This is a genomic window from Pseudomonas sp. FW306-02-D09B, from assembly GCF_058782685.1.
Window position 1 is genome coordinate 39,548 of the sequence record NZ_JBYSXY010000015.1, and the last position, 18,591, is coordinate 58,138.

The 18,591-nt window shown below is 52.4% G+C and carries 17 protein-coding genes; 3 read left to right on the forward strand and 14 right to left on the reverse strand.

Annotated elements, in window-relative coordinates; translation table 11 throughout:
* The first annotated feature begins 31 nt into the window (after positions 1-31).
* Positions 32-196, forward strand: coding sequence for a hypothetical protein (locus tag AC3WK5_RS22550; RefSeq protein WP_177474949.1), 165 nt, complete (start codon positions 32-34; stop codon positions 194-196).
* Positions 197-315: 119 nt separating this feature from the next.
* On the opposite strand, the gene AC3WK5_RS22555 is transcribed toward AC3WK5_RS22550, so the two are convergent.
* The 5 genes from AC3WK5_RS22555 to AC3WK5_RS22575 form a co-directional block, all read right to left on the reverse strand.
* Positions 316-765: an Xre family toxin-antitoxin system antitoxin gene (locus tag AC3WK5_RS22555; protein ID WP_103319372.1), complete on the reverse strand. Its 450-nt coding sequence runs from the start codon at positions 763-765 to the stop codon at positions 316-318.
* A 46-nt stretch (positions 766-811) separates the two neighbouring features.
* Entirely contained in the window at positions 812-1,231 is a 420-nt protein-coding gene (locus AC3WK5_RS22560) for a hypothetical protein (protein WP_103319370.1), read from the reverse strand.
* 933 nt (positions 1,232-2,164) lie between these two features.
* Positions 2,165-3,892 (reverse strand): gamma-glutamyltransferase, encoded by a 1,728-nt coding sequence (ggt, locus tag AC3WK5_RS22565; RefSeq protein ID WP_103319366.1) that lies wholly within the window; start codon positions 3,890-3,892, stop codon positions 2,165-2,167.
* Between the two features lie 419 nt (positions 3,893-4,311).
* Positions 4,312-5,733: an amino acid permease gene (locus AC3WK5_RS22570; protein ID WP_103319364.1), complete on the reverse strand. Its 1,422-nt coding sequence runs from the start codon at positions 5,731-5,733 to the stop codon at positions 4,312-4,314.
* Between the two features lie 407 nt (positions 5,734-6,140).
* Positions 6,141-6,947, reverse strand: a complete 807-nt coding sequence (locus tag AC3WK5_RS22575; RefSeq protein WP_103319390.1) for a gamma-glutamyl-gamma-aminobutyrate hydrolase family protein — start codon at positions 6,945-6,947, stop codon at positions 6,141-6,143.
* Between the two features lie 84 nt (positions 6,948-7,031).
* Between AC3WK5_RS22575 and AC3WK5_RS22580 the strand changes: the two genes are divergently transcribed.
* Positions 7,032-7,736: a FadR/GntR family transcriptional regulator gene (locus AC3WK5_RS22580; RefSeq protein WP_103319361.1), complete on the forward strand. Its 705-nt coding sequence runs from the start codon at positions 7,032-7,034 to the stop codon at positions 7,734-7,736.
* 192 nt (positions 7,737-7,928) lie between these two features.
* On the opposite strand, the gene qhpG is transcribed toward AC3WK5_RS22580, so the two are convergent.
* The 7 genes from qhpG to peaA form a co-directional block, all read right to left on the reverse strand.
* Complete coding sequence (qhpG, locus tag AC3WK5_RS22585) at positions 7,929-9,242, reverse strand: flavin-dependent monooxygenase QhpG (RefSeq protein WP_103319359.1); 1,314 nt, start codon at positions 9,240-9,242, stop codon at positions 7,929-7,931.
* Positions 9,239-9,901: a subtilisin-like serine protease QhpE gene (qhpE, locus tag AC3WK5_RS22590; protein ID WP_103319357.1), complete on the reverse strand. Its 663-nt coding sequence runs from the start codon at positions 9,899-9,901 to the stop codon at positions 9,239-9,241. The genes qhpG and qhpE overlap by 4 nt, the downstream gene beginning before the upstream one ends.
* Positions 9,898-11,559 carry an ABC transporter ATP-binding protein gene (locus tag AC3WK5_RS22595; RefSeq protein ID WP_158248926.1) on the reverse strand — a complete coding sequence of 554 codons (1,662 nt, stop codon included), beginning with the start codon at positions 11,557-11,559 and terminating at the stop codon, positions 9,898-9,900. Before AC3WK5_RS22595 ends, qhpE begins: the two co-directional genes overlap by 4 nt.
* Positions 11,560-11,621: 62 nt before the next feature.
* Positions 11,622-12,737, reverse strand: a complete 1,116-nt coding sequence (gene peaD / locus AC3WK5_RS22600; RefSeq protein WP_103319353.1) for a quinohemoprotein amine dehydrogenase subunit beta — start codon at positions 12,735-12,737, stop codon at positions 11,622-11,624.
* A gap of 58 nt (positions 12,738-12,795) precedes the next feature.
* Positions 12,796-13,113 carry a quinohemoprotein amine dehydrogenase subunit gamma gene (gene qhpC / locus AC3WK5_RS22605; RefSeq protein WP_103319351.1) on the reverse strand — a complete coding sequence of 106 codons (318 nt, stop codon included), beginning with the start codon at positions 13,111-13,113 and terminating at the stop codon, positions 12,796-12,798.
* The gene (gene peaB / locus AC3WK5_RS22610; protein ID WP_103319349.1) at positions 13,110-14,552 is read right to left on the reverse strand and encodes a quinohemoprotein amine dehydrogenase maturation protein; all 1,443 of its coding nucleotides are present in this window, start codon (positions 14,550-14,552) and stop codon (positions 13,110-13,112) included. Before peaB ends, qhpC begins: the two co-directional genes overlap by 4 nt.
* 19 nt (positions 14,553-14,571) lie before the next feature.
* Positions 14,572-16,176, reverse strand: coding sequence for a quinohemoprotein amine dehydrogenase subunit alpha (gene peaA / locus AC3WK5_RS22615; RefSeq protein ID WP_103319347.1), 1,605 nt, complete (start codon positions 16,174-16,176; stop codon positions 14,572-14,574).
* 331 nt (positions 16,177-16,507) lie between these two features.
* Between peaA and AC3WK5_RS22620 the strand changes: the two genes are divergently transcribed.
* Positions 16,508-17,500, forward strand: coding sequence for a helix-turn-helix domain-containing protein (locus AC3WK5_RS22620; protein WP_103319345.1), 993 nt, complete (start codon positions 16,508-16,510; stop codon positions 17,498-17,500).
* A gap of 158 nt (positions 17,501-17,658) precedes the next feature.
* Here the strand turns inward: AC3WK5_RS22620 and AC3WK5_RS22625 are convergent, their stop codons facing one another.
* Both AC3WK5_RS22625 and AC3WK5_RS22630 read right to left on the reverse strand, forming a co-directional pair.
* Complete coding sequence (locus AC3WK5_RS22625; RefSeq protein WP_103319342.1) at positions 17,659-18,024, reverse strand: histone-like nucleoid-structuring protein, MvaT/MvaU family; 366 nt, start codon at positions 18,022-18,024, stop codon at positions 17,659-17,661.
* Between the two features lie 55 nt (positions 18,025-18,079).
* Positions 18,080-18,436, reverse strand: coding sequence for a hypothetical protein (locus tag AC3WK5_RS22630; protein ID WP_103319340.1), 357 nt, complete (start codon positions 18,434-18,436; stop codon positions 18,080-18,082).
* Positions 18,437-18,591 lie beyond the last annotated feature (155 nt).

An 18,591-nucleotide genomic window follows, 5' to 3' on the forward strand; every position in this document is an offset into this window, starting at 1 on the left:
CGACCCCCTCCTCCAAAACCCCGGACTCAACATGATTGTTTTTGATCTCAACACAAATGATGCGGAAGCCCTTCTCAGGCACGTCGAAGAATTCAAGCCGAGCTCGGGCGACCGGCGCGAGGACGCTCGACTGCAAGAAGCGTTGTTCGAATTGAAAGAAGCTTTGGTGTCGCACCTCAAAGGTTCAGACACCTAAACCAGCTCTCCCTTTTCTCGTGGTTGGTTTTTGCAGTCGACCGAAATACGATTCCAGCAAAACCGGCACTTCGGGTGAGGTCGTCGAACTCGGTGCTCTCAAGGTCACCTTGTCACCACTCAACCCCCTACCCCGTGTTCCAATCGTCCAATGAGATCCATGACGGTCTGGGTCTCTACCCTAGTGGCCATCATGTCTATGGGCGCTCTTGAGTTAAGCCCTCGCACAGGTGACTTCATCCATTGCCTAGCAGCACTAAGATCCCCCTCGAACAGCTCAGTCGCCGCGTTCAGTACGCCAACGAGTGCGCAAATCTGATCGCTCTCAGCTTTGCTTAGTCTTCCCGCTGAAACCCTCCTTGCAAGCGTCGAGGACGATATGCGCAAGTGCTGCCGAAGCTGATTTTCCGTCATGCCAAGAATGGCCGCGACTCGCGTGTAAAACACAAACGGAAGTCCTTGGTGAACCAGTTCATGGAGCTTAGCACCACGCAATGGCAGCCCTATCGTTGACCAAATGCCCGCTTCAACAGCTTCGACTGGTTGATACTCTTTGATTGAAAAGTCCATACGTGTTCAACATTCAGCGAGATTGGCATGTGAGTGGCCGACGTCCTTACTCATCCAAAATTCCCTCGGCTACATATCGTCGGTGAAACATCTCGCGAACTTCTATAGCAGACCTATAGGCATCGACTGGCGTCTCGCCAACCTCGGCGGGGTACGCCTCGGGCCGCATCGCTCGAAGACAGGCAAGCTCATCGAGATTTGCCAGAGCTTCTGCACGGCGCCTCGCAATGATGGTCTCCGCGATCTCATTGAAAAACGGATCCGGGCCATTTTCCCAAAACCATTGCTTGAGGTCGGAATAAATCTGACGGTGCCGATGGTCAAACCCACCGATATGCTCGTTGATGTCAAACGGATACCGGCCGCTCTCATATTGGTAGAGAACGAAATCCTGCAACCTGCGCGCAGTTCCGTAGGTATCGTCAAGCAAAATGTTTTTGTGCAATTCGTACGGAGACTGAATCATCGACTGGATCTCGCTGGGCTGATCTCAGTCAGTGTAGGAGGCACACCGAAAATGTGCGTTACAAGGTGAAAAGCATCTGCTCATGATCACCTTGCTCGCTGACGAACCAAGGCTCGCCGAGTGGGCCTAGGCCGTCCATAACGGCTGGCTCACAATCAGTTTCGCCTACAATGACCCGATAAACCACGCTGTCGGAGTCAGTCACGTCAGCCCCTGTGAAGCTATATGTTGATTGCCTACGTGGTTGCCGAGTAGAAAAAACAAAGCCCTGGAGGTTCGCGGCTCCAAGGCTTCTATTTTCGCCTCCATCCCTTAATGGTTTGACGAACGTGGCCAGGACATTACCAGCGTCTTTTAGATATTTCACTACGACTTTGGATAGACGAGTTCACTGAATCCTGGGATAGCGGACAACCTAACAACGCCGAGGAGAAATGAGGCAGCCGAAATGCGCTTCCTGGAATCAATCATGGCAGGCCTGGAGTGAGTCACCCAACCGTACTGTCCCATCAATCAGCGACCCAAAATCCGATAATCCGCCCCTTCAAACTGTGACGAGTGTTCACACTTAGTATGAAGTTTGACGTCTTCTTCCGCCTGTCTTGCTGCCTTACTCTTTGGTTCAAGCCCTCATGACACCACTAGGGCCCCACTAACCTAGCTGTGGAAACCATAAAAATGAGCACTGCACCGAAGCCTGATGAACTTGCGATCCCCTAGCTCTGGCAGATGTTCGTGGTCTAGCGAGACCAGGCGAAACAGCTTGCGATGTGACATGGGCCCTCCGGCGTTGTAGTGAACGACGCTTTTGGTGAGAGCGCTCTTCTGAGAGAGCGCTTTGAATCACACTTTCGGGGTGTCAGTCATTGTGCAGGCTTAAGTTAAGAGAGCCTGCACGACCGTACTAATCCGGATTAATGGACGTCACCGTACTCAATACCCAAGCGACAGCCCCGTATTGCGACGCGGATCGTTCGCCCCATAGAAGCGGTTGTTGCCTACCGGCTTGCCACCGAGAGATGGTGCGCCAACCAGGATTGCCGCCAGGTGGTTCGCGTCCTGGGGGCCGGAAAATTTTTGGCCCCAGCTTTCGAGGATCTTGCGGGTATCCGGACTGACCGCGAAATTCTCCAGGTTGGTCGTCTCCGGCATCCACTGTTGATGGAAACGCGGTGCATCCACCGCTTCCTGGATGTTCATCCCGTAGTCGATCACGTTGAGCATGGTCAGCAAGGTCGCGGTGATGATCCGGCTGCCGCCGGGCGTCCCCACCACCATGACCGCCTTGCCATCCTTGGTGACGATGGTCGGACTCATCGACGACAGCGGCGTCTTGCCCGGTGCGATGGCATTGGCTTCGCCCTGCACCAACCCATACATGTTCGGCACGCCGACCTTGGAGGTGAAGTCGTCCATCTCATCGTTGAGGATGACCCCGGTCTTGCTCGCCATGACGCCGGCACCGAACCAGTCGTTGAGGGTGTAGGTCACCGATACCGCGTTGCCCCATTTATCGACGATCGAGAAATGGGTGGTGTTGTTGCCTTCATGAGGCGCCACACCGGGCTTGATGTTCTGGGAGATCCCGGCCTTCTGCGGATCGATGGCGGAACGCAGTTTCTCGGCGTACGCCTTGTCCAGCAGATGAGCCACCGGGTTTTTCACAAAATCGGGATCACCCAGGTAGCTGTTGCGGTCGACGTAGGCGTGACGCATGGCCTCGATCTGATAATGCAGGCCCTGGGCCGAGTGGTAGCCCAGATCCGCCATCGGATAGCCTTCGAGGATGTTCATGATCTCGCAGATCACTACGCCACCCGAACTCGGTGGCGGTGCCGAAACCACGTGGTAGCCACGGTAATCGCACTCGACGGGCGCCAATTCCCGGGTCTTGTATTTGTCGAGGTCGGCCTGGGTGATGATGCCCTTGCCGGCCTTGCTCGAATCGACGATGGCCTTGCCGACCCAGCCCTTGTAGAAGCCATCGGTGCCCTTGGCGGAGATCTCCTTGAGGGTTTTGGCCAGGTCTTTCTGCACCAGCTTCTCGCCGACCTGCATCGGCTCGCCTTTGTTCAGGAAAATCGAGCCCGAGTCGTGAATGTCCTTCTTGAACTCGTCGGTGGCGGTGTGCAGCAGGTCGATATCGCCCTGCTCCAGCACAAAGCCTTCGTCGGCCAGCTTGATGGCGGGGGCAATGACGTCGGCACGCTTTTTCGTGCCGTATTTTTCCAGTGCAAGCTCCATACCCGAGACTGTCCCCGGCACGCCGACCGCCAGATGCCCTTTCGAACTCAGGTCAGGAACGACATTGCCGGCCTTGTCCAGGTACATGTTGGCCGTGGCGGCCAGAGGGGCTTTTTCGCGGAAATCGAGGAAGGTCTTGCGACCGTCGGCCAACTGCACGGTCATGAAACCGCCGCCGCCGAGATTGCCCGCAGCGGGATAAACCACTGCCAACGCATAACCGACAGCAACCGCCGCATCGACAGCGTTGCCGCCGGACTTGAGCACGTCGACACCGACATGGGTGGCCAAATGTTGCGCCGTGACCACCATGCCATTCTCCCCCCCAACAGGGGCTTGGGAAGCGGCGTGTGCAGTGGAAAGGGCAGTAACTAGGGCTGCAGCAACCAGCGATCTGGAAAAGGGTTCGAATCTCATGAGCTGACTCTCTTATTTTAGGGAACGTTGACATCTGTCTGCGAGGGATGCATCAGAATAAACTCTAGGAGCTTTCCGCTTGACTGCAACGCTTCGGCAAAGCTCCTAGCGAATCAATAAATCTATGCGATACGAGGACATCCAACTCAGTTTCCGTAAGCGCTTAAGCGCATTTGTACAATTGCTGATTGGAGGCGCCGGCCTTTTGACATTCACAACGCCAAGATAAGTTGGCTAGTCGCTATAAGCCGACGCGGCATCAACGTTTATAACCTTCTCGGATTCGAGAAGAATTCTTAGACATGTTGCGCTGATCAAAAGTTAAAAAGACCTAAACCGCCCCCATACAGGAGATCTAGCCAGATCTGAACCGGATCTGATCGCGAGCCAGGATGCTTCCTTTACTGGCCTTACATTTTTCAGGCACAGGAAGTCGGTACTGCTTTATGCAACTTTGTTTTCAGTTTCCAACGATATGCAACAACTAAAAACACAAACCAAAATGGCATCGCATATAAAGCTGCTCTAGTGTCCGCTTCCAGCGCAAGCAACCCTAGTACAAATACGAGAAACACTTGAGTGATGATCGCCAGAGGAATCCCCCATCGAAACTTAAACTCAGATTTTTTGTGCAACTCAGGATTTCGCTTCCTATAGACCACGTAGGAAATCGTAATCATTGACCAAGTGAATAGAACGATGATTGCGGACACAGTTGAAACCAGCGTAAAAATTGTCATTACTTCTGGAATGACAAAAAGAAGTGCCAGCCCACCAAGAATAGTGACACCGGTAAACATGATAGCGTTGGCAGGTGTCCCTTGCTTTGATGCGTACCCAAATGAAACAGGAGCATTCATTTTCTTGGACAACCCGAACAGCATCCGCGCCCCGGAATAGATACCACTATTTGCTGACGAAGCAGCTGAAGTGATGACAACGAAATTAATCATCCCAGCAGCAGCGGGAAACCCGGCGAGCAGAAACAGCTCAACGAAAGGACTTTTATTCGCCGGTATTAGCCCCCATGAGACCACGCTGATGATACAGGCCAGGGAAAGCACATAAAACAGAACAATCCGCACGGGAATTGTATTTATTGCTTTTTTCAATGTGCGTTCTGGATTTTTGGCCTCCGCAGCAGTTGTCCCGATCAATTCCGTTCCGGCGAAAGAGAATATGGCGATTTGAAAACCAGCGAAGAACCCGCTGATACCGTGAGGAAGCATGCTCCCTCGTTCGACCAAGTGAGACATTGAAGCGGTGATACCATTGGGTGAAGTATATGAAATCGAAATCAGTACAAACCCGGTGACAATCAACAGCACTATCGCAACAACTTTTATCAACCCAAACCAGAACTCAACCTCGCCGAACACTTTAACTGCAAGCATATTCAAACCGACGAGCGTGAACAGCGTCAAAATTGCTGGTGCCCAAGTAGGCGCATCTGGATACCAATATTGAAAGAACCCTGCAACCATGACCATGTCTGCAATCGCTGCCACGCACCAACTTAGCCAATAAGACCAGCCAAGCACGAAACCGACTTCAGCTCCCAGGTACGTTGCAACAATATCTGCGAATGATTTAAAGCGGAGATCTGATAGCAACATCTCGCCCATTGCTCGCATGACACAGAAAACAAAAAAACCAATGATCGCATAAACAAGAATGATTGAAGTCCCAGAAAGTGCGATAACTTTCCCTGCCCCCATGAACAACCCGGTACCGATAGCTCCGCTAATAGATATTAGTTGAACATGGCGACTTTCAAGCCGACGCTTTAACTCGTTACCAACACCAGGCTCTTGCGTTGATTCATCATGAACATAAGCCATAACAACCTCTTATTATTTTTTTCCAGACAGTAAAATGCCGTAGACACAAATGCGAAACCAAAAACTGGAAATCCCATATGCGCCGCTTTCTAAAACTGCATAACCACTGGCATTCAATTATCAAAAGGGATATAGGGCTTGATACCTACAGTCGCCTTATGCGTGAAAAACTGAGAGCGCCTTCCTGAGCTCAATACTCAGCCATAGTGCCAGCTGCAGAGAGCGAGGCTTTAGCACCAAAACCTCAGTAACCATTAGCCAAGTCTCTCCCAGTACAAGTCAAGCTCCTTGGATAACTATCGAAAAACAACAACAAAACCATAACATACTTACTTACAACCAAGAGCTACCATCTATCCAACGATGAATAAATAATTGAACCTAGTGGCGCCCGTCCTTGCCAATTCTCAAGCTATGCACGATTTACTTTTGGCTGTCTTAAGTTGAAGTCTATCGTTCTGACGAGCAGCATTCAAAAACGCCCCCATCAGTAAATCGAGGTCATCTTGAGATGCCATTGGATCTTCGGGGTGCCATTGCACTCCAACAATCCAGTTTTTTTCATTTGCTTCGATAGCCTCTACGACACCATCGGCCGCTCGGGCGGTAACGGTTAGACCTTCACCTACCCGCGAAATGGCCTGGTGGTGGCCTGATCGGATCATAACCTCACAATTCAAGTATATTGACTGCAGGCGCGAACCTACCGTAAGCGTAACTGGATGAGAAACCATGACCGAGTTATCAACCGTACCGCTATGTAACCCCGAGCCAATATCTTGAATAAGCTCTCCACCAAACGCGATATTGATCAGCTGCATGCCTCTGCAGATCCCAAGGATTGGTAGATTGTTAGTACTTCCTTGTCGAATTAGGTCGAGCTCAAATTGGTCTGCTTTGGGATTAATCGCATACATTGTTTCGACGATAGGGACTTGGCCGTAGCAGGCTGGATCTGCATCCCCGCCTCCAAGAACCAAGAGCCCGCCTGCTTGACGGAGCAGCTCTTCTGGTGACGAATTCGCTGCAGAAGCATCCACAAAAATATACTCAGCTCCACCTCGATGGATTGAGGAGAAGACGCCATCCGCCAGTTCGCTTAGCGTTTTTTTTAGCCAATCGCCTGCATCGGGTGGGGTTAAAGATCCAACGACAAGAATTTTTGTCGAGGCTACTGAGAGGTTCTTATTGGTCGAACTGGCCATTTCAGGCATGATTTCCTCATCATCTAGCTGAAAATACGGCCGCACCAGGCCGCGAAAACACCACGAGATTAACATCTATACTCTAGAGGTCAAATGAAATTTCTATCCCCTCTTCCCGGGTCAGTTCGATCTGCTCCAGACCTCGTGGCGCTGCGCTTACGGGAAGCAATTTTCACGGGTGAGCTTCGCCCTGGGGATCAACTCCCCCCTGAGACCGACCTAGCGCGAGGATTTGGCATCGCTCTAATGACGGTACGTGTGGCTCTCAATGCGCTTAAAGATATGGGGCTGCTCGCGACGGTTAGAGGACGCAATGGCGGCACATTCGTTACCAATGACGTAGGAGAGCGCATCGCCGAAGCAGCTCGCCAGTCGCCTCTCACTAAATCAGAGCTACGAGACCTAACAGATTGGCGACGAGCCATTTCAGGAGAGGCATGCTTTCTAGCCGCGAGTCGGGCATCGGCCGAAGAGCTCGTGGCTATACAGACTGCAGGCGATCATTTTGACCAACTGCTGCCAAAATTTCCCGATGTGCGCTTTGCCGATGCAAGGTTCCATAGCCTGATAGCTGAAATTTCAAAGTCAGAGAATCTACTGCGCGGTGAAATTGAGATTCAGCGAATACTGACCGAAGTGATTCTTGCCATCGAGAAACCCAGAGGAAGTAAACACCTAACCAGTTTCAGCCACGACCCAATAATCACGGCCATAGCTCAGGGTGATGGGAACGCCGCTAGAGAGGCCATGCTGAACCATGCAGAAGGCACTTTTACCTGGGTTACACTATTACTATAAACAGCATCAACACAAGATGAATATCATTAATAAATGAGCACGTAATGGTGCACCGCAGTCCGTATTTAAAATTGGGCACCGAGTAAGGCCGCAACCACTAACAGAGTCAGTCAGTTTTAGATGGCTGCCGGCCAACAACTCAATCACCTCACAAATAACCATGCGCTTTATGAAATTACAAAAGGCATCAATCTAAAGCCCCTCACCCATCCAACTTAATGCTGAATCAAGCTGAATCAGACTCACACCCAGCTCCCTGGCCAGCAGGGCTTTGTCTAGGCGCCCCTGTCGATTTGCTAGTCGATCTTGCAATGCCGGCAACTCCACGCCCGCGAGAAATCGAATACCTTGAGGATATTCATTTGTGACTATCACCTGCCGCTCGACGATCAAATCCTGCTCAACGACTGGCTTGACCAATACCGACCTGCCATTTTGATTGTGCTCCGGGAAGTACCCAGCATTCCAATTCTGGCGAACGGCCCAAAAATGTTCATCACTCCAACGTCTTTCATTTGTATAGAGTTCCACCCCTGCCTTGCAGCGAAGATAGAAAGTGTGACGTGCGCGCTGCTCGTAAAATCGGCATGCCAAATCAATAAGATCTGGTCTCGTGATTATGGTATTGATTGCCGGTGCAGCCGCAAAGGCACCTGCCATCGCTTCATACATGCCGTGCCCCGAAAGCGGATCAACACAATAGGCAGCATCTCCAAGGCGCAGATGGCAGGCACTAATCAAGTCTCCCCTGAGCAACGGCTGCACGCCCCGTACGCTCACCTCGCCGAGAGGTTTGAGCACTCCTAACTCTTGTGAGACATAAGAATGTCGTGATAACAATCGGGCATGAATAGCAGCCAGCCCACAGTGTTGTTCTTCTCTCAACGTCTCACTGTCGACAATCAATTGAATGCTGACTTTTCCGTCCAGATCCTGTGTTACCCATGCCCAGCCCTCAGGAAAGGATTCGGTAAGCGTCCGTCGAACGCCTCGTTTCAAAGATAGAAAGCGGCGCGAAAGTGCTACTCCTATAGGGCCAGCAATCTGGTTAGGTGCGGTTTTAGGTGCACTTCGCCCCCTCGCTTCGACGAGGAAATCTCCTTCAACTCGCTGGGCTTGTTGATAGCTATCGCCATACGTAACTAGCCACCCCCTTTTCTGATAGGACGTGTTGAGTACCATCCCTTCAATAAAACGACCTCCATTTTTTACGAAATCATCAATCAGTAATCTATCCAGCAATCCCCTCTCAACTACGTACTCACCATTGACCTGCGAGGTCTTGCCTCCCCACGTTGAACATCTCACCCAGCGCTCAGGGAACATATTCAGAGCACCAATGCATCCCATACGACGTAGGGCTTCATAGGCACGTGACGAAGCCCCCTCCAGCAAAAACTGGCGACGGTATTGACCGATTAAAAGCACCTGGTGCCCTTGGCGCATAAGGATCAGTGCACACACTATGGCGGAGGGGCCTGCACCCAGTATGATTATCGTACTCATGCGCGCTGCTCCGGGCCGATGTAATTAGCCGCAGTGCGCAACTCATTCACTACCTCACGCACTTCAATCTGCCCTTGCGCCATGATGCGCGCGACTATTCCTGAAAGACGTGCACAGGCAAAACTCGACCCACCAAGCGGCGCACCCAGCGAGTTACTAAGCAGAGGGTTTGCCCCAAAATCAGCCCGTAGCAATCCCAACCAAGACCATTGGCTCTCGGTGCAACGTGCATCCCCCGAGACCGACAGACAGCAACTCAATTGGGCCGGAAAAACCGGTGATCCCCTCGCTGGAGCTGAAGCCACCAAAATCACACCAGCGGCGCTTGCCCGCTCACAGGCCTCAATCAATTGCAAAGACGGCGTGCGCATCCCAAAACTCATATTGATTACCTGAGCACCAGAAACCACTAACCAATCAAGGCCCGCCACAACACGTTCAACCGGTGCATTGCGTTGCCCATCAAAAATTCGTGCGATGAGAAGCTGGCTTAATGGATTCGCCTCGGTGACTAGCGTCGCAATATGGTCGCCATGCCCAAGCGCGTCGCTTGGCCAATCGTCGGTGGGCCGACTCGATAAAAAACATCGAGCACCTGCAACCTTGCCAATAGAGAGGCCGCTCATACCGCTATCCAAAATGCCGATGCGGATTGTCACGAGGCCACCCGCAATACTGATGGCCGATCAAGGTCAACCACTAGATCAAACGGCGCGTCATCGCGAGGACGATGGCTGATAAATATCCTTGTGCTGTTGGCAAACAACTGGTCGATACACTCGTGAATTCGCCGCTCCTGATCAACCTCCACGGAGCAGGTGCTCTCGTCCAGGATCAACACTTGTGGGTGCAGCAATAGCGCACGTGCAATTGCGATGCGTTGCCGCTGCCCCCCGGAGAGAGCGTGACCACGCTGGCCTACAGCTGTGTTCCAACCATCCGACAAGCGCTCTACGAACTCATCCACCCCAGCCATCTTCGCGGCTGCCTTTACCTCGGCATCCTCGGCCATCGGTCGGGCGTAGCGGATGTTGTCCAGCACACTGCAACTGAACAGCTGAGTGTCCTGGGAAACCACGGCGATGCGTTTTCGGATACAGGCAAGATTGAGGTGTCGCAGATCGACACCGTCGAGTTCAATAGTGCCTTGACTAGGATCGAAATGACGTTGAAGCAAATCCGCTAAAGTGCTTTTCCCAGCACCTGATGCTCCCCGAAGAGCTACACGACTGCCGGGGGGTACGCTAAGGGAAAATGAGGAAAGTACCGGCGCTTGTGCTGAACGATATTTGAATGTTATTCCCTTGATTTCGAGGTGTCCCGGCCCCTGCGCGCTCACCTGTCGTACCACTGGCAATTGTTGAACTACAGGAATCTCCCAAGCCAACTCACTGATGCGCATGAGACTTACCTTGGCGCGTTGAAAGCTTACGTAAAGGCTCAACAAACTTTGGGCTGGGCCGCACGCCTTAGTCATGTAGGTGATGAAGGCGATTAACACACCCAAAGTCATTCCACGGTGTTCAAGCACCTGTTGACTCCCCAGCAAAAGCACGGCGGCAGTTGCCAATGACAAAATCAATCCAGGCACACTACTCGCCGCATAGCTCGCCCACTGCATCGCCAGCATGTCCTTACGCTGCTGCCAATGCAGACCACTGAGACGATGACACTCTCTGTCAGCAGCATTGAATGTCTGGATACAGCGGGTACTGGCTAAGGTCTCGACAAAAAAAGAGGCTATATCTGAACCTCGTTCCCGGCATTTCCGGGTGAGGTTTTCCAGCATAGGGCGGATGATCTTCAGGAAAACGGCGTTCACGATTAATACCGCCACGAGGAGCGCCGTCAGCGGTAAGCTCATCAGCCCCAGCATGATCACTGACCCAACTAGGATGACAGTGTTGTTGAGTGCAGAGAGTAAAGAGTCGACGATAAAACGTTGAACCTCCGCCATGTCAGCGTCCAACCGCTGATGAATATCTCCCTGGCGCGTTCGAGCGTAAAAGTCGGGAGATAGGGTTAGCAAATGGCCGAACAAATCCTCGCGCAATGCATGTAGCACGCAGGCAGACGTTTTTACATAAAGAGTACGCGTTACCCCTCCCAGAGCCGCAGTACCGAGCGCGAGGCAAATTACCATTGCCACCGTCTGCACCACGACTGGGTATTGCCCCTTCAACAGGCCGTCATCAATCAACCGCTTGGTCAGATAGGGTTGCCCGAGGCCAGCGACAGCGGCAAATAGCGAAAGGGTTAGAACCATTAACAAGGGGTAACGCTGGGGGCTGACGAATGTCAGCAACCAGCGCCACATAGACCGTTCTCGCGCTCGCTCAAACGCAGGGTTGTGTGGAACGGATCTGTTCATCCCACACCTCAGCGCTGCACGACACGTAGAGATGTGAGTACCTGGTCACCACCGCCCGGCACCTTTATCTTACCTTTGAATGCAAGCGTGTCGGAATCGAAGACAGCAATGTCATCGACCGTCCCGCCCACGTACAGCTCCTTACCGTCGGTGGATACGTTGACGTTGTAATAGGTGTGATCGAGGTCGATCCGTTTAAGTAGCTTGCCAGTGTCGACGTCAGTCTTGGTCAGTTGGGTATAGACGGTGTAGGCCTCATTGCGCCGTACTGGGTTGATGACGGTTGAGAACAACACTACCGAAGCATCTTCAAACTCGGAAAAGCGCACCTTGTCCTTAACAAGATCCAGCGTCCATATTCCCGCCCGACTTATCGGAGGTTGACCTTTTTTTACTTCCTCGTTGATGTAGTAAGGCGTTGCGAACTCTTGCGCCTGCTCGAACTGCGGCCAAATTGCCAACGTATCCGGCTCACCGAATCCGGTTCTATGCCATTGACGCCAAGGATGCTCTCCAATCTGTTGACCCGTTTTAGGATCAAGTACCAGCATGTTCCAACTGAACGCATAGAGACGTTTGTAGTCAGGTGAGTAGGCCAGGGTAGTGACTCGACGGGGCGAAGCTAACTTCCGCACAGGCTCAGCCTTTAGGCCGCTGTGGGTATCGAAAATGGCAATGTAGGGGTCGTCTACCTTGTACTCGCCAGGAAGCATCTCCGTTTGAGTTACGTAAACCGCCAACTCCTTACCGTCCGGACTAACATCAATGGCATAGGGCGCTTTTCGCCGTACACCGGCTCCAGATAGCTCTGCGCGAAAAACTTCCTGCCCGGTTTCCAAATTGATGCCTGAAATACTCTCCCAGCGATTGTGAATCACATAAACGGTACTGCCATCCTTCGAGACCACTAACGCACCTGGGCTGTTGCCCATGGACGTATTCGGAATTTTGTAGCTATGGATGACTTTGCGCTCCTGCGCATCGGCTACCAGAATCAAATTCGGACGCGCTGCGGTCACGAGGTAGTCTTTCGCTAAAGCGTCATGGCTGGACAGACCAATGCCAACTGCAAGCACAGAGCCAATACAGGCGGATAGAACGGGAAGTGGTTTGCTCTTATTCATATGGCTTCCTTCGCGTCCAGCCAAGCCAGTTGGCTGGACGCATATTGTGTGGGGATGGCTATTTCGGGAACACCGCTTGTAGCTGAGTCCAATCCTGAGGCGCCGAATCGTTTCCGGTGCTCCACTCTGTGTAGGTATTCAGGCTGTCGGGTACTTGGGCTGGCCACCAACATGGATCTGAACAGCCGTACAGGTCGGCCTCCATTGGTTGACACAATCCCGCCACACCCAAAAACGGATCGAGCTCCCAACCGGGGTCGAAGGTGGTGGCACAACCTGCAACCGCAGCCATGGCCATGACCTCTTCGGTTTTCCCTTGTGCGACGGCTACTTCAACCTCATGAGCCTTACGATTCTTAGGTTTCAAATGGTTCATAGCTCGACACTCCGGGTGCTGAGGTGGCGTTGGAAAAAGCTGGGATTTTTCTCGAGAATTTCCATGTAGATTTCGATACCGAAATCCACCCACTCGCGCATCAAATCGCAGTAGTGATAGGTCGGGGACAATGGGTCACCGAAGTGGGCATAGGACTCGTGGTAGCATCCCCCCGCACACAAATTGCGAATCCGGCACGTCGAGCAACCTTTGTTCGAACGATCGGTCGCAGCCTCCAGGAAACTGCCTAGTCGATCCTTGGCGATACCCTCGTCGACGTTGCCAAATGTGGGCATATCTGAACCCGTAAATCGATGACAAAGGTTCAAGTCGCCCTTGTTGTCCACTGATAGCAGACCAACGCCTGCGCCACAGGGAAGCGCTTTCTTTCGGCCCTCGTACAGGTCGCTCATTAGTTGATGCATGTTGGAAAAACCGTTGTTCCGGCCGTGCAACGCATCGTCGCGATAGGCACGCCCCAACGTCATCATGCTGTCGAACACCTGTCGTAACTCAGCACTACTGAGGTTAAACACCGTAACCGGCCCAGACGTAGCCGGCGCTACACCTACTTCGGCAAATCCAAGGTCATTTTTCAGGTGTTCGTGGATAGCCACCACATCGGTAAAACCCGCCGTCAGCGTTACCCGCACACCCACAGGCTTGGAGCGATAACGTTTCAAGAGCATCCGGGCTTTATTGGCTACCACTTCGTATGTGCCTTGGCCGCCCACGGTTATACGTCGACGATCATGCACAGCTTGCGGCCCATCCATGCTGATCGAAACCCCGAAACGATGCAGATCCAGGTAATCGACAATTTCTTCTGTAAGCATGGTGGCATTGGTAGTCATTGAGAAATCGACTTGTTTTCCAACCTCCTTGCAACGAGCCTCCGCGTAGTCGACAACTTGCTTGATAAGTGACAAGTTCGTCAGAGGCTCACCACCGAAAAAGATCACATTGAGATTGTCACGAACTTGCCCTTGGGCAATGAGCAACTCGATGCTTTTTCGCGCTGTTTCGAAGTTCATCTTGAGTCCCTTCGAAGGAACTGCGAGATCCTCTTTGTAGCAGTAGGTACAACTGAGATTGCAGCCGGTGTTTACGTTGAGCACGATGGTACTGATCGGAAACTCTTTGATCTCAATTTTGGCTCCTTTATCAGGTACTCCAGGCGCGTCCCCCAGGATCGATAGTTCCCGAAAACTACCCAGTGTCTCGGCCATAGCCTGGGGTGACATTTCTCCGGCAAACCGATCCCTCAGACGCTGAAAAGTAAATTGCTGCTCATGCTTTATAAAGTCGATGAGCGCTGCGCCCACCTCGTCCAGCTCAAACAATCCGCTGGACGGAATGTGAAACAGCACTCGTTTCCCATTCAAGGCCACGTCATGAAAGCTGTAATTGTTCACGTAGAGAGCTTGTGTATCGGACATGCTTTTGCTCCTCCGACAATTAGCGAATGGGTGGGTCATTCCAACGTTGAACGGTCACTATCAGCGGTTTACTGGCTTTAACCTCGTGACCACCGTCGTCGACCACCGCAATCACATTCAACTCGCCTGCATTGTTCGTATGGTATTTGCGAGCAGGATTAGGGCCCGCTTCACCAGGCACGAACAAGCCATCGCTTTGCATTGCCCCGGCAAATTTGGCGTCCTCCATCGCATCGGCATTAGCGTTAAGGTTTTTTACTGACCAGGTCGCATTGAAGTAGCCAAGGCGTACCGCTTCACCTTGTTCACCAGCCCCCTTGGCGTAAGCAATTGCCTCGAATTGCACAGGCACTTTCGGTCGAGCTCCTCCATTGCCCCCCACACGCGCCATAGCGGTATCAGGCTCGATGCTCAAATGATCGATCTTGTCGTATATCGCCAGCGCATCGGTCACCTGCGCTGATCCGACGACGACTGAGCGAACTCCATTTTTGCTGCCAGGTTTTGCTTCGACCTCAAGGACTACCTTGTCCGCGTTCTGTTCAATCACCTTAATCAGCCGCAGACCATCGCCCAGTTTGATGTCTCCCGTCAGGTGACTTCCGTAGATGTTTATACGCGCGGTACTCGCGACCTTGATTGCCCTAGGCTCTACCAAGAGGATCTGGGCCGGAGAGTCATTGCCCACCCGGACAGCTTCGAACTCTCCGCCAATGGAGTCGACGTTATCGACGTGCCAACGCCCTTTCAGATTTTTACCATCAGGCGACAGCTCGAATACTTGGCGTGTATCCAGATCCCCCAATTTCATGGCTGCACGCCACTCAAAGCCGGTGTAAACCACCCCTTTGCCTTCGCCATGCTCCGACTTACCATTGGCGTAACGGACGTCCATTTTCACGCTGTACTTATCGGCTCCATCAGCGCTGATCGTTGCAGCACCTTCATATGCGCCCCACCCCGGACGATGGCCAACTACGCGCCAACTCCCCTGCGCAGAAGACTTCTGGGTCGCCAGCCAACGATCCCAAACGGGAGCATTGAAAGCGTAAAGTTTGCCCAGGCGCTTGGGCATTTCTTCTGAGGCAATCTTCCACCAGTCGCGGTCGCGCCCTGCTTGCTGGATCTCGATAGTGGGGTATTGGCCGACATGAAAGTTGGCCAGCTTGCGCCAGTCCTCGGGCGTTCGGCGCTGGAGGGCAATACGGGCGTAAGAATGGCAACGCGCGCACGTTTCTGCGACGCGCTTATCATCAGGTGTCTCCACCTGCGTGAACTCTCGCTCCAATATGTAACGGCGGCCCGCCGTTTCATCTGGAGCTAGTCCATGAGTGTCGGCAAGGTATTTGACGAGTATCTGCCGCTCATCGCCGGTCAGACTTACACCGTGGGCCGCGATCATGCGCCCAATAGTCATATCCCAACCTTCCGGCGTTCTACGCGACTGATCTATACGGTTGAGTTTTCCCTCACCATTGGGCAAATGGCAGGCCATGCATTTACTGCTAAGTAAGGCTTTCGGATCGGTGTCCGCTTGAACTCTGGGCGATAGCGTCGTGGCAACCACGATTGAGGCAAAGGCCAAGGGATACAAGGGTATGGCAAGTACACGTCGAGCGCGCATTTGGGGGGCTCCCTGTTCTTGTTAGTATCATCGGCCTGGGCATGCAGGCGCATGTGGCTCGATGGTGCTCACGGAATCAACACACGAAGAACAGTAAGAAAGGGAAGCACACAGACGGTATCGGCTTTCGGCAACCTCGCGCGATCGACTATCAGTAATCGGCAACGACTAGCGAGCACTATCAAAAATCGGCAATAGCAGACCCGCTGCGACATATAGGTCTTGCGGATGCCAGGTGTATGCAAAACAATCAGGCGAAAGACGCCCTCGCCTTTGGCGGAACAAAATAAGAAATAAGCCGCCTTAGTGACAGCGGCGATGAGGTGACCTCATGTATTGGCCCTTAGCCGTTCCACCTGTACCTTCCAAGCTCACGCCCTCGTACAGGCATACCCAAACTCATGATGTGTTTCAGCAGGCTGGCGCCCTATCCTCCTGGACTCAGGACTACATACAAATCAGCGAAGGCGCTTTTTCCGGATTCTTAACAGAACTTTCCTTAGGGCCTATCCAGTTATTTCGTGAGTCGATGGATAAAGCTGTCGATGAACAAGGGCAGCCAAGAGCCAATACGTTTGCTATTGGGGTACCCATGGAAACCTGCGGGGATGGATATTGGTGTGGTGATGCACTGATACCTGATTCTATTTTTTTCCTCCAACCCAATGCGCAATTGCAGTTCCGCACGCCGATGAAATCCGACATCTGCGTCGCGATGATCGACTGCGAGTTACTCAATGCATACGCTGAGAATACTGAGCGGGTCAGCTTGAAACACCTACTCGCCACCAGCGGCGTACAGGAAGCCGACCCATTGCTTTGCATGCATATGCGCCGCTGTTTCACTGACATCTTTGACGGGCTACGCAATAATCACTCGGGACTAGACGTAGAACCCAGCCGCCACGTCATGCTCAGTGACATCATGAGCAGTTTATTTGACGGGCTGCACATGATTTGCAAAGTCAAAAACGGTCACCGAGGTCAATTCGTTCACCGCCACATCGTAGAAAAAGCGAAGGAATTCATCCTTTCCAGGCAAGAAAACCCACCCACAATTCTTGAGATTTGCGATGAGCTGCGTATTAGCCGTAGAACCCTTCATTATGGATTCACAAAAGTGCTCGGCATAAACCCCGTCACTTTCTTGAGATTTCTGAGACTCAACGGAGCAAGACGCGATCTGCTTTCAGCCGAGCATCCCCTCCCATTGATCTGTGATGTAGCTGCACGCTGGGGGTTCTGGCATATGGGTATGTTTTCGACTTACTACAAAGAGCTGTTTGGAGAAAACCCTTCCCAAACGACAAGACTCAGGGGCTGAGGCGGCTAATTTTGCCGATTTCTTCAAAGCCCCTCATTTTGTACCGCACAGCGCCCTCTCTCTTCATCGATAAATCGAATCACGCAAGTGGTGCTTACCACCTTGTGGTAGCAGACAAAAATGGGCCCTAGAAGGGCCCTTTTGTACTCAAACCAAGATCACTTGGTTAGCCAGGACTCGACCGTGGCAGAGCCGTATTCGACCTTCCACTCTTTCAGCGTCCGGTGATTGCCACCTTTGGTTTCGACAACCTCCCCGCTGTGAGGATTCTTGTAAATCTTCACTTGACGCGGTTTGCGGCTGCCGGCTTTTGACTCGGCAACTGGTGCGCGACGACCGGCCTGCGGATCGAGCAGGCTGATCACGTTTTTCAAGCTGTAGCCATAGTCACCCAGCAGAGCACGTAGTTTGCTTTCAAACTCCATTTCCTTCTTCAGGCCGGAATCACTTTTCATCGACTCAAGCTCCGCCAGCTGGGCGGCCAGTTGTTGTTCAAGTTTGCGGTATTCAGCCAGGCGAGACATCGGTAATTTCCTTCAATTTTGATAACGCGTAGTGTAGGGGCACATGATAGATCGTTTACAGCCCCAAATCTCTGTGGAGTTGGTCTTCTTGGATCTCCTCAGTTGCATGCCCACCCTTCACCAGATACCACTGGAGTTGACAGCGTAGGTGGTCTTTGAGTCGAGACCTCAGTTCAAGGTAACCAGGAACATCAACACAGGATTCAGGATGAAGCCCTCGTTGCTGCAACACTGCACGCAGTACCTGAACACCTCGCGGGCCAATGTCGGTAGCATGCAATCGCACTAGAGGAACAAATCCCGGATTCCTCTTGAAACTATCCACGGCCCGCTGAACTAATGCTTCAAACGTTTTGGCATCACATGTTTGCTGAACCGATAACCACACTTCAGATTCGAGTTCACTGTTCATTCTTACCTCACTCCTCGCCCACCAGGAGCTCCCAGGCGTTGTCCGACATGGATATTTTTTCAAAAAATTGGATCGTTGTTTGAAATCAAACCTGAAAGCAGCGGCTTACGCCGCACAGGGGGCGATTTTGCTATGCCCATAGGGAGGTCATACGT